This is a genomic window from Neobacillus mesonae, from assembly GCF_001636315.1.
GTDB classification, from domain to species: Bacteria; Bacillota; Bacilli; order Bacillales; family Cytobacillaceae; genus Neobacillus; species Neobacillus mesonae.
This window is the reverse complement of the sequence record NZ_KV440949.1, coordinates 2,242,499-2,255,794: the sequence shown is the minus strand read 5'-3', so window position 1 is coordinate 2,255,794 and position 13,296 is coordinate 2,242,499. Positions and strand designations below refer to the sequence as shown.

Below are 13,296 nucleotides of genomic sequence, written 5' to 3'. Positions count from 1 at the left end.
AGTACAAGTTATGATAAATAAATTTCTTTATCAATATAAGTATGCTAAAGGGAAATACAAGTTTAATGAAGTTTTGAAGAAGATTAGCCAAAAAATTTATAACCAGTTATATCATTCATTATCTGCAAAAATTTTGGATAAACGCCCTATTGATTTTCCTAATAGTAAATTTAAAGACTTTACTCCTAATGAAAATTTCTTTTTTAAAGTTACAAATAAGGACTACTATACTCATACACTGCGTTCCTTGAAAATAGAAAAAGAAATTATTTATCAAGCTGAACAAATTTGTGAACATATATTCGACCTTCTAGGTAGTGGAAAAAAGAGTCTTGGGGAAAAAATAAATTGGCATCAAGATTTTAAAACTGGATTTACTTGGCCACAAGAGTATTTTAAGAAGATTAAAACAGTAGATCTGTCAAATAACTCAGATGTGAAGGTTCCATGGGAATTATCACGGTTTCAACATATACCAACATTAGGGCAAGCATATTGGTTAACCGGAAATGAAAAATATGCTATTGAATTTATGAGTCAAATTGATGATTGGATAAAAGAGAACCCTGTCGCGATTGGAGTAAATTGGACTTGTACCATGGATGTATCTATTCGTAACATAAATTGGATAATAGGATCCTATTATTTTAAAAATTCAAAAGTTTTATCTTCTGATTTTTGGGTTATGTTTTATAAACATTTGTATTTATCTGGAAGGTTTATAATAAATAATTTAGAGCGTCTTGTTAATGGGCATGGTAACAATCACTATTTATCAAATTTAGTCGGATTGACTTGGCTAGGGATTTTCTTTAATGGATTTGACAAACATTCGAAGAAATGGCTAGATAAAGGGGTTAAAGGTCTTATTAAGGAAATGGATTATCAGGTAAATTCAGAGGGCACCGATTTTGAAGCCTCAATCCCATATCATCGACTTGTAACTGAATTATTTTTAAGTACAACAATATTAGCTGAAAGTAATGGGATAACATTTCCTAAAGTTTATATGGATAAACTGGAAAAAATGTGTGAATTTATTATGCATTATACTAAAGACAATGGTCTTGCTCCTCAGATAGGAGATGCCGATAATGGGAGATTGCATATTCTTTCTCGCTTTGGAACAGAAGAGAAAAGAGACCACAGACATATTTTGGGGGTAGCTGGAGAATATTTCGATAGAAATGATTTTAGATATTTTGCAGGATCTGAGAGAATAGATGCCCTATGGTTATTTGGTGAAATTAAGGACTATAGTTATTTACAAGAAAAAAATTTAATTTCTAAGATTTATGCAGAAATGGGTTACTATCTCATTAGGGACGAAAGAATCTATCTGTTAATTCGGTGTGGTAGTGTATGGAAACCCGGGATTGAAGGGCATAACCACAATGATCAATTAAGTATTGAACTTCAAATTGATGGAAGGGATATTTTCATTGATCCAGGAACGTTTGTTTATACTTCAGATTTTGAGCAAAGGAATTTGTTTAGAGGTACCGGCTATCATAATACTCTCCAAGTTAATAATTCAGAACAGCATCAGATCGAGGAAAGGCAATTATTCAGAATATTAAACAATGCAAACACTAAACTCATCAAGTTTGAACAAAACGATGATGAAGTTATCTTTATAGGAGAGCATGATGGATTTGAAAAGGAGTACGGGATAATCCATAGGAGAGAAATTATTTACAATTTTATTAATAAAACCTTATTTATAAAAGACTCTGTAAATAAATTTAATGAAAGTAAACTAAATTGGATATTAAATGAAAATTTAGAACTTAGAAAAATAAATAATCGACATATCATTCTAAATGATCATATTGAAGTGGTTTTTGATAATGACATTTCAATAACAGAGACCTTTATTTCTCCGAGTTATGGGGTAAAGGTGCAAAGTAATAAAATCTCTACTACTCTGAGTGAAGGAAATTTATGTTATACAACTTTTATCAAATTCTAATTGTATTTAACATTTACCTATACATTTTGTTGCGTTAACATACCTGATTCACTAATTAAAGAAATTAGTGAATTTTTTATAGCCTTGCTTAAAAAGTAAATGGGAGAAAAAAGCCTAATATGAAAGAAACAAATAACTATTTACAAAAGAAAATATTAATAATAGGGCCATATCCACCACCCATTGGTGGACTATCAATTCATTTAAAACGTTTAGGTCACTTCTTAATGATGAACACCAAAGAGGAATTTGCTATTTTTGATGATAGTAAACAAGGCAAAGCTGAAATAAAAAAACCACCTTACCTTTTTTCAGGAAGCAAAGTACTATTTTTACTAAAGTTGTTATTGTTTGGTAAGAATAAGATAATCCATTATCATTCCCATAATTGGATTATAAGATTCTTATTAATAATAATCGGAAAGGTAAAAAAATCGAAGGTTTGCTTTACTTTTCATAGTTTTAGAGATGAAATAGAAAATTTTAACTTTATAAAAAAAGGGATTGTAAAATCAGTTTTAATGTTGGGTGATCATTTTATTGCAGTTGGTAATAATGAAAAAACGAAGCTTATTAAATTTGGATGTAATCATGATAAGATAACAGTTATTCCAGCCTTTATTCGTCCTTTGGATGAGGATGTTATCCCGAAAATAGTAACGGATTTCTTACCGGCACACGAAATTGTTTTAACTGCAAATGCGTCAGGGATTAGATTTTATAAGAATGAAGATTTGTACGGTATTGATATGTGTATTGAACTATTATCTTCTTTAAGGCAGCAAGGGATTAAAGCTGGCTTTATATTTTTCTTACCTCAAATAGAAAATGGGAAATATTTCCAACGGCTTAAAAAGGAAATTAAAAACCTCCAGCTAGAAGATAGTTTTTTATTCGTAACTGAAAAGGTAGAAATGTTTCCTATAATAAAATTGGCATCTATATTTATTAGACCCACGAACACTGATGGGGACGCTATATCAGTTAGGGAGGCACTATATTTTCATATACCAACAATAGCAAGTGACATAGTGGAGAGACCGGAAGGGACCATTATTTTTAATACAAGGGATCAGGATGATTTGCTAACTAAAGTGACCGAAGTAATTGAAAATTATAATCAATTCAAGAGTTTGTTAAGAGATCTGGGAAACAATGACTATGCCGAAAAAGTAAAACGTGTTTATAACACTTTACTTGAGAAATAGAGGAGAAAGCAATGTTATCGAAAATAATAACCACAACTAATGAGTTTTATAAATTAGAAAAAGATTGGGAAAAGCTTCAGGAACTGGATGAAGATATAACCTATTATAGTACTTTTGAATACGCCAAAGCATGGTGGGATGTTTATAAAAATGATAAAGATAAAAGTCTGTTTGTTATTTGCGTATACGAAGAAGCAGAAATAGTAGGGATTGGTCCATTTATAATAAAGAAAGAGAAAAGAATGTTTTTGGAATGGAATACATTAGGTTTTCTAGGGAAAGGCGATTTCCTTGGAGTTGTACTAAACAGACATAATAATAATGAATTAACCATAGTTAAGGAAATGTTTAATTGTATTGATCAAAATAAACATTTATGGGATAGGTTAAACCTTACCCATATAAAAAACAATTCAAAGCTTGCTGCATTTCTATTGAAACAAAACATGTACAATGCAAATCTAAAATATCTTATAGAATGCCCCCAATTAAAATTTAAACAATTTAAAAATTGGGATGAATATAAACAGAAGTTTGTAACATCTAGTGCTAAAAAGTATAGAAACAAGCTAAAAAGAGAATTTGATTATTCCTTTAATATAATTAAGGGTAATGAGGGAAATGTACTAGAGAAAATTAGTGAGTTGCATAAAAAAACTCAAGAATATTTAAAAGCGGTTGAAGGAAGAAAAGATAGGCGTAGCTTGTATGAGGATCAAAAATTTTATGGGTTTTTGGATAAATTATATAGTAATAATAAAAATGTAATCACATTTATGATACAAGATAAAGATGGAAAGCTAATAATTTATGATACTTGTTATTTATATAAAGGAGTATTACATTCTTGGAATACTGCGTATGATCCTAACTATTTTAAATATAGCGTGGGAAAAGTAATTAATTATGAAATGATGCTGTATATATTTGAACATCAAATATCAAATACTTTTGATTTTGGTGCAGGAAGGTATCCATGGAAGTTTGAGTGGACTGATGATTTTATGTTGGTTTACCAACTTGACCTATGGAATACAGATGCTAAAAAAGGCAGAAGAATAAAGAAGCTCTTTGAATATTCCAAGAGAATTTTAAACAAACAGGTGTAAAATTCCAATTATGAAAAAAACTAATTTAGTAAAAACCGGTAGTATTTATCTGATTTGTTCGATATGTGTAAATATTGTTAATCTTTTTTTGATTCCTCTATATACAGGTAACTTGAGTATAGACGAATTTGGTCAATATAACATTATTACTTCTATTCAAGGATTATTATCAATATTTATTAATCTTAGTATCTTCGCAGGTATGAGCAGATTTCTTTATGAATATGAAGACAAAAATAGGGTAAAAAATATAACCTTAACATTTTCTTTTATTTGGGGAATTTTAATTTTAATTATAGGTAAATGTGTAAGTCCTTTTTTTGCAAATTCTCTATTTGAAAATGATGTTAATGGCGTTTTTTACATTCAATATATTTTATTAAACTCTTTTATGCTAAGTTTAATAACGATTTTTGAAACTTATTATTCAATGATTTATAAGGCCTTAAAATCCAGTTTAATTCTTGTAAGTAAAATAATACTTGTTTTAGTATTCTCTATTTATTTTTTAGTTATCAAAGATTATAAGATAGATGGAATATTGTATGCACAGTTTTACTCTTATTTGTTGTTATTAACCGTAATAATATTAATAGATTTAAAACATATAATGTTCACCTTTGGAAAAAAAGAATTAAAAGAACAATTATTATATGGCATTGGACTGATTCCTGGACAAATTTCCGCTTGGATTTTAACTTTGATTGATCGGTATTTTATTAAAGAGTTAATTAACTTAAGTGCTGTTGGTATTTATTCTTTAGCGTATAATATTGGAATGTTAATTCAACCTGTCTTTTTGATTCCTTTTAATAAAATATTTACACCATATAAATTTCAGGTATATAGCCAACACGATGGAAAATACAAGATACAAAAAATGTTTAAATATTATAATTTAATAGGGTGGTTTTGTGTTTTTGGATTATCAATATTTGCAAAATTAGGAGTAAACATATTAGGGACATCAGAATATGAGGGTGCTTACTACCTTGTATCACTTATTGCCATTTCATATTTTCTGTGGGGATTAGGTTCATTTTATGGGTTAGGTCTCCATATTTCAAATAAAATGTGGACAAATTCTGGTATAGCTTTTCTGGGTGCAGTTGTTAATGTTTTATTAAATATTGTATTAATTCCTGTGTTTAAAATTTTTGGTGCTGCCTTATCCACAGTTCTTGCGTATATTTTAATGAATATTATTTACTATTTAGCAGGAAAAAAACACTATGATATTGGCATAAGCATATTGTTACCTTATAAATACGGTTTAGTTTTTATAGTTATATTCCCTATATATTATGTAATTGGAAATATGATTGATATTGTGTGGTTTGAAATTCCACTAAATCTGTTTCTTATACTTGTATATATCTTATTAAACATTTTAATGGGATTTATATCTAAAGAAGATGTTACTCTTATAGTATCGAAGTTAAAAGGGAGATTGAGAGGAAAATAAGTGTATTTTTTTAAAAAAGCATTCAATACAATTTTCAATAAAGATGGAAGACCCTTAGTTGACAGGTTGAAAAATAAGGTTCTTCTGAAAAATGTTGTCTATAAGAAATCATTAGAAGGACAGCTGACACAAACAGATAAAGATAATGGTTTGTTACTAATATCCCTAAATCAAAAACTACTAGATGAAATGTTTGAAAAATATAAACATGAAATTCCTTATCGAAAGTACAATATTCTTCGAAAAAGATTAAGTGAAGGATCTACTGACACACCATACGTTGTAATAGATAGTAATAATGAATTTTATGGTTACTATAACATTTCATTTGGTGAAAATTTTGATCCTGCAACAAATTATATAGTACCTGATGAATTGCATAATATTTACTTGTTTGATGATTACACGTTTGTAGATAAACGAGGCAAAGGAGCTCATAAATTTTCTGTTTTAAGTAGATTACGAGAAGGAAAGAAAAAAGGGTTTAAAACTGCAACAGTAATTATTAGAGATGGTAATATTAATTCAGAAAAATCCTATGGTAAGTACGGTTTTACTAAAAGTAAAGAAATAAAATACTATAAGTATATTAATAAAACTGTAGTCAAGGAGTTAAAGTAATGAAAGTTAAAATATGTAAATGGTTTAATAACTCAGCATCCCCAGTTTTATTAATGATTGATGATTTGGCAAATGTGTGGGTTGATGTAAATGGAGATAGTACTATTAGTGTGGAAGAGGATTGGGGGTATGCGAAAAACGCAAGTAATTCTGCATTTAGATATTTAAATGAAAGAATCTTACTTGACTATCCAGAAGTAAAAACAACATTTTATGTTCCTGTTGGCCCAAGGGTTGGAATGGTGAAAAACCCAAAAATTAAGTCTATTTCTAAAAGAATTGATTATGACAAAGATACAATAGACTTTTTTAGAGGAATTCATCAAAACCCAAAATTTGAAATTGCCTACCACGGAACATCTCATGGACGTGTAGGTGTAACTAGTAAGGATTTTATACAGGAATGGGAAACCTACAAAAGTTTAGATGAAGCAAAAAATACTATCAACGCAGGAAAAGAGGTATTTTTTAAAGTCTTTGGTGAATATCCTAAAGGTGGGAAATACTGTGGTTATAAATCAGGGAAATTCGGAGATCAGAGTATAGATGAAACAGGATTTTTATGGTGGAATAGATATTTCAATAAAGGTATTAATATGAAAGGTAATTCCGATGTAGGTTCGGACTATAATAAAATAACGAATTTTGATATTAAGAAGTTTGGGAAAAACGGAGTTATTGATATCCCTTCAACGCTTCTAGGTGGAATGTTCAACGATGTATTATTTAATAGAAAAGATGTGAGAGGAGTAATTAAGTTTCTTTTAAAGCCATATTTGCTAATCAAAAAATACCAGGAGCTTGAATCCTTATTAAAGAATAAATTGGTGATTAGCGTACAAGAACATATGAGTCCTTCAAGGGATGATGGGAAAAGACAGACACCCAATATAATAGATGATGAAAAAAGCTTAAAATTAATTTTTGATTTTTTGAAAAATAAAAATGTTTGGTATTGTACAGGTACAGAACTTGCGGAATATGTATATTTAAGAGATAACTCTCAGATTATTCAATTGAATGGGAATCAGTTTAAGATAGTTACATGTATAGAAAAACCAATAAAGAATAAAAAGCTAAGTCTTATTCTCGATAGTAATGTAACAAAAGTAAAACAGCCTGACAATAAGATAATAGCCGGTAAAAACGGAGTCTTTAATCTCGATGCTTCAAGTGGGATATATGATATTTTAATTGATTAATTTCTACGAAAATAAGAACAAATAATAACACCAATTAAAAGGTAGATGATCCAAAATAAAATACTCATTATTTTTAATTCGCTACTTAGTTATAAGCACTATTGTTTTATTTTTACTACTATTATTTACTAGAATAAGTTTTGACTTTATCAACTGTTTAGCATATTTAAGCATAATAATCCTATGTTTTAATATATATTATTCTTCAAGAGATATTAGCAATAGAATAGTTTTTTTCATCTTTCAAGTAACCTTTTTTACATTTTTATATGGTGAATTCTTTTTTAGTCTTATAAATGAAAAAAATGCAATTTTAAATTTGCACCAACTTTCAGATGAAACCTACGTACACACATACTTATCACTTATCTTATCATTGCTATGTATTTTCTTAGGATATAACTTAATAGAGAAGAAAGTGAAATTAGACCCTTATAAAAAAATCACTTCAAATAAAGATAGTAAAATAAGGTTAATAAGTGTAATTTTATTTTTTATTTCACTGATCTCCAAGGCTGCTGTATTAATAGAAAAGGCTAATTTTGTAGATACCATTGGATACACAGAATATTATATAAGTTATACAAGTAGTTTACCTTTCTATATAACTGGATTTGCTGCTTTTTATTATATAAGTATCTTTGCTTATCTTTCTACACTACCTAGTAAGAAAAAAGCCTTTCCATTTATTTTTTTGTATATTTTAATTGCTATTCTATCTTTATCTTTTGGGCAACGTAATGGGTTTGTTCTTGATATACTAGTTTTACTTGTTTATTTTGCATTTAGAAACCGTCTTTTAATAAGTGAAAAACAAAACTCTAGATGGATCACAAAGAAGCAGATTTTTCTCTGTATTTGTATTTTACCTTTTCTGTTATCGATTTTATATAATATTGGTAATTCGAGGTTAGACATTGATAACCCAAATAATACAATAATAGAAAACCTAGAACAATTCTTTGTATCTCAAGGAGGCTCAATTCATGTAATAACATATGGATACCAACTTAGAGATAATATTCCTAATCAACACTTACCTTATATATTGGGACCTATCTATGATTATTTAACACAAAATGTTGTAAGCCAAGAAATCTTCAATTTTAAGAACTGGCAACAAGATCCAATTGCGAAAGCAAGAGAAGCATCTCTTTATGGTTCTTCATTAGCATATATTTTATTTCCAAAAGGGTATTTAGAAGGTAAAGGTATGGGTTCGAATTTTATAGCTGAATTGTTTCATGACTATGGATATTTAGGAATTATCTTTGGTAGCTTTATTATTGGCATGATTATAAGATATTGTGACACTTTTGCTGTAAAAAAGTGGTGGCAGTTTACTTTTTTGCTAATTTTAATTAAAGAAATTATATATATACCCCGGAGTAGTACATTGGGGTGGTTAACAGAAGTATTTAGCATTCCAAATATAATAGGAATATTAATTATAGTATATTTCTCCAATATCGTTCTGCAAAAAGCTAGTCATAGAAAAAGGGTTTTACAATGATAAATTCGTAAATCTATTACAGGTAATCCTCCCTTGAAGAGAAGGAGTTAGATGATTTATTAAAAGAATCATTATAAAAAGTTAGATTCACAAATTATCAAGGAAAAAGGTGAATTATAAGTTGGCTGTAAATAAAATACACAAAATTTCCCGAATACTATATGAAAAGAAACTCCCATTAATGCCCAAGTTTTTAACATACTTTATACGAATAGTATATGGGTGCTATATACCTCCTACTGTACAAATTGGCGAAGGTACTTCAATAGGTTATGATGGCGTAGGTGTAGTAATTCATTATAAAACAGTTATAGGTAAAAATTGTGTCATTGGACCTGGTGTAACTATAGGGGGGACTAGTGGAAAGGAGGGTGCTCCTATTTTAGGTGACAATGTAGCACTAGGAACAGGGTGTAAAATATTAGGACCCGTAAAAGTGGGGGATAATGTAGTTATTGGTGCAAATTCTGTTGTTACGAAAGATGTTCCTGATAATTGTATGGTCGTTGGAATTCCTGGGAAAATAGTGAGAACAGATATAGATATTAAAAAATATAATAAGATAGCATCCATTTAAATTTGGCAAGATAAAGTGGAGTTTTACCCATTATTCAAACACAATTGAGAAAAAATGCAATTGGAAGTCTTATTTTCTAAGGAACATGGTATCAATTGCAGTTTCGTACTATCTAAGCACTCATAAAGTGACAATAGCTACTTTATGAGGACTTATGGTACCGCCTTTTCACTTTGAGACTTCCCTTTGGGTTTATGAGCTATGAAGAGAAATGTAGTTAACGCCGTTAGGACTCATGATGAAATAAAAGTAGTTGTTGGTATTGGAATCTGCCTGCAACTATGAAAAACTGGTGTGTCGGTTCTGTAGTAATTGATTTTATATGGGGGATTACTACTTGGACAGGCAAGGAGAGACCATCACTATTAAATTGGTAAGCACAGATAATCTAATATGACGGAGAAAAGTCCATTGGAAGAACCAAGGGTGAAGTAGCTACACTGTTTTTGCTGAATAAAAAAGTTGAACTGCTTGAATTAATAAAATTAGGGGGTAACCCCATTATTCGTAATACAGTCAAGTAATGTTATTGTAAAATGGAAATTTTGGTGTTTGTTAGTAAATGGCACGTTAGGCAATGCTAACGGGCTGTTTTTATTACGGAAAGAGTCGAAGATTAGAATTTAAAGTTTCAAATTTAACATTTTCTCGGAACTTTCTTTAATCAATAGTTAAATTTACTTGTTATGAGTGTTTTTAATTTTTTTTAAATTCCTTCACAATTACTCATTAAAGACAGTAAAAGGATATATCATATAGCAAATAGAAATAGAGAAGATTAGTAACTAATTAATATTACTTTTTTTGTACACTTTCAGAAAATAGATTTCTGGGAGTGATAGTGTATATAAGAGAGGTTCCTATATAAAAGTATTATAAGAATGTCTAAGTTTTTTATTATAATATCGTAATTGGTTCAGTACGATTTATTAATTCTATTTGCTATTCATTCATTAATTGGATAGCGGATAGCGGAACTAAATTTACTTTTAATAAACGGTGGATGATTATTAAGTTAATGGGGGAGTTACAAAATGAAAAAGATATGTATTATAGGGTTAGGTTATATTGGTCTTCCAACTGCAGCAATGTTTGCAAAATCAGGTTATGATGTAGTGGGTGTAGATATTAATGAAAGTGCAGTAAATCTATTAAATCAAGGGAAAATTCATATAGAAGAAGTTGGATTGGGCAATCTTGTTAAGAAAGTAGTACAAGAGAACCGGCTAAGAGCAACTACTTCTCCTGAGGAAGCAGATGTATTTATAATTGCCGTCCCAACTCCAAACTATCCAAATCATACGGCGAATCTTGAGTATGTAAAAATAGCTACCAAAAATATTCTTCCATATTTAAAGGAAGGAAATGTAGTTATAGTAGAATCCACTATTCCTCCGAGAACAATTGATGATTTTGTAGCTCCAATTATTCAAGCAGAAGGTTGGAAAGTTGGAGAAGAAATTTATTTAGCACACTGCCCGGAAAGAGTATTACCGGGAAGAATTTTAATAGAGTTAGTTGAAAATACTCGTATTGTTGGTGGTATTAATGAAATTTCAGCAATTAAAGCTGCTGAAGTATATGGTTCTTTTGTAACAGGGGATATTATTAAAACAAGTGCTGTAACTGCTGAAATGTCAAAACTAATGGAAAATACTTTTCGAGATGTAAATATTGCATTAGCAAATGAACTTGCTAAAATTTCCGATAAACTTGGTATTAATGCTTTGGAAGTTATTAAGTTAGCTAATAGACACCCAAGAGTAAATATACATCAACCTGGCCCAGGAGTAGGTGGTCATTGTCTAGCTGTAGATCCTTACTTTATTATTGAAAAAGCTCCAGAGCAATCTCCTTTAATTTTTAATGCAAGAAGCATTAATAACTCAATGCCGGAATTTGTTGTAGAGCATGTTGAGAAGATTGTCGAAAACGGTGGAAAAGTTGCGGTATTCGGATTAACTTATAAAGGAAATATTGATGATGTTCGCGAGAGCCCAGCATTAGATGTTGTAAGTTTATTACAAGACAAAGGATATCAATTATCTATTTATGAACCACATGCTATGCAAGAACAGGTTAGCTTTCCACTATCTACATTTGATGAAGCAATTGATCAAGCTGATTTAATTTTAGTTTTAACAGATCATAATGAATTCAAATGCCTAGATGAAGTGAAAATTTACTCTAAAATGAGAAACCCGATTGTTTTCGATACAAAAAATTGTGTCACTATTAATAGTCAATTTATTAAATATTATAATTATGGGAATCTATACACAATGGGTAAAAAGCAGGAATCTTTAGTTTAATAAAATCTATTAAGGGTGCCTTTTCTCTTATTTTAGGGAAGGCACCTTTCATTTTTAAAAAACTAAGAGGTGCAGCATATTTTGTCATCCTTCAATAAAAGAGACTAGAGGAGCTTTAAAATGCTAAAAAAGTTGAAAGTAATGACTGTCTTTGGTACAAGACCAGAAGCAATTAAAATGGCCCCACTTGTAAAAGAGCTAGAAAAAAATAACGATAAAATAGAGTCTATTGTCACTGTTACGGCTCAACACCGTGAAATGCTTGACCAAGTTTTAAACATTTTTGAAATCGCCCCTGACTATGACTTGAATATAATGAAAAACCGGCAAACATTAATCGATGTTACAACTCGTTGTTTAGAGGGGTTAAATAAAGTATTTCAGGATGTAAAGCCTGATATTGTATTAGTTCATGGAGATACGACAACCACTTTTGTGGCAAGTTTGGCTGCGTTCTACAATTCGATTCCAATTGGTCATGTAGAAGCCGGGCTTCGTACAAGAAATAAGTATTCCCCATACCCTGAAGAAATGAACAGGCAGCTTACTGGAGTTTTAGCGGATCTGCACTTTGCTCCAACTAATCAATCGAAAGATAACCTATTATCTGAAAATAAAAAGGAAGAAACCATTTTTATTACTGGTAATACTGCTATTGATGCTTTAAAGACGACTGTTAAAAAAAATTATTCACATCCGGTGTTAGATAAACTTAGTGAAGACAAGTTAGTATTAATGACAGCTCACCGTCGTGAGAATCTCGGTGATCCTATGGAAAATATGTTTAATGCGATTAGACGTCTTGTTGAAAAGCATGATGATATTCAAGTGATATATCCAGTTCACATGAATCCGGTAGTTCGTGAAATTGCAAACAGAATACTTGGTGATAATGACCGAATTCATTTAATTGAGCCATTAGATGTTATTGATTTCCATAACTTTGCCTCCAGAGCTTATTTAATCTTAACGGATTCCGGCGGGGTCCAAGAAGAAGCACCATCTTTAGGAGTTCCTGTTCTAGTCCTACGGGATACAACAGAACGTCCGGAAGGGGTAGGTGCTGGGACATTAAAACTGGCTGGAACTGATGAGGAAACGATTTTTAAGCTAGCAGACGAGCTTTTAAGTGACAGTAATGCTCATGATCAAATGGCAAAGGCATCTAACCCTTATGGAGATGGATTTGCTTCCAAGAGGATTGCAGAAGCAATACTTTACCATTTTAGTGTAAATAGTGAGAAACCTGAGGATTTTTAGTCATCAGAAAAAAGAATTGTGTATGATGGAACCTAGTTTTGGGATTGAACTAGTTTC

Annotated in this window: 10 protein-coding genes; all 10 read left to right on the top strand. The window is 30.3% G+C overall.

Annotated features, from left to right (window positions below; translation table 11 throughout):
* Positions 1 to 10 precede the first annotated feature (10 nt).
* Positions 11 to 1,972, top strand: coding sequence for an alginate lyase family protein (locus A6749_RS10670; RefSeq protein WP_084797804.1), 1,962 nt, complete (start codon positions 11 to 13; stop codon positions 1,970 to 1,972).
* A gap of 119 nt (positions 1,973 to 2,091) precedes the next feature.
* Positions 2,092 to 3,180 carry a glycosyltransferase family 4 protein gene (locus A6749_RS10665; protein WP_066389207.1) on the top strand — a complete coding sequence of 363 codons (1,089 nt, stop codon included), beginning with the start codon at positions 2,092 to 2,094 and terminating at the stop codon, positions 3,178 to 3,180.
* Between the two features lie 11 nt (positions 3,181 to 3,191).
* Positions 3,192 to 4,289 (top strand): GNAT family N-acetyltransferase, encoded by a 1,098-nt coding sequence (locus A6749_RS10660; protein ID WP_066389201.1) that lies wholly within the window; start codon positions 3,192 to 3,194, stop codon positions 4,287 to 4,289.
* 10 nt (positions 4,290 to 4,299) lie between these two features.
* Positions 4,300 to 5,754: an oligosaccharide flippase family protein gene (locus tag A6749_RS10655; RefSeq protein ID WP_066389195.1), complete on the top strand. Its 1,455-nt coding sequence runs from the start codon at positions 4,300 to 4,302 to the stop codon at positions 5,752 to 5,754.
* On the top strand, positions 5,755 to 6,375 hold the full coding sequence (locus A6749_RS10650; RefSeq protein WP_066389194.1) for a hypothetical protein: 621 nt from the start codon (positions 5,755 to 5,757) through the stop codon (positions 6,373 to 6,375). It abuts the gene before it with no gap.
* Entirely contained in the window at positions 6,375 to 7,577 is a 1,203-nt protein-coding gene (locus tag A6749_RS10645) for a polysaccharide deacetylase family protein (RefSeq protein ID WP_066389193.1), read from the top strand. The genes A6749_RS10650 and A6749_RS10645 overlap by 1 nt, the downstream gene beginning before the upstream one ends.
* 55 nt (positions 7,578 to 7,632) lie before the next feature.
* Positions 7,633 to 9,090 (top strand): O-antigen polysaccharide polymerase Wzy family protein, encoded by a 1,458-nt coding sequence (locus A6749_RS10640; RefSeq protein WP_084797803.1) that lies wholly within the window; start codon positions 7,633 to 7,635, stop codon positions 9,088 to 9,090.
* A 121-nt stretch (positions 9,091 to 9,211) separates the two neighbouring features.
* Positions 9,212 to 9,667 carry a serine O-acetyltransferase gene (locus tag A6749_RS10635; RefSeq protein WP_066389188.1) on the top strand — a complete coding sequence of 152 codons (456 nt, stop codon included), beginning with the start codon at positions 9,212 to 9,214 and terminating at the stop codon, positions 9,665 to 9,667.
* 1,034 nt (positions 9,668 to 10,701) lie between these two features.
* Complete coding sequence (locus tag A6749_RS10630; RefSeq protein ID WP_066389185.1) at positions 10,702 to 11,979, top strand: nucleotide sugar dehydrogenase; 1,278 nt, start codon at positions 10,702 to 10,704, stop codon at positions 11,977 to 11,979.
* Between the two features lie 120 nt (positions 11,980 to 12,099).
* A complete protein-coding gene (wecB, locus tag A6749_RS10625) occupies positions 12,100 to 13,239 on the top strand; it encodes a non-hydrolyzing UDP-N-acetylglucosamine 2-epimerase (protein ID WP_066389180.1) in 1,140 nt (379 codons plus the stop codon).
* Positions 13,240 to 13,296: the final 57 nt, after the last annotated feature.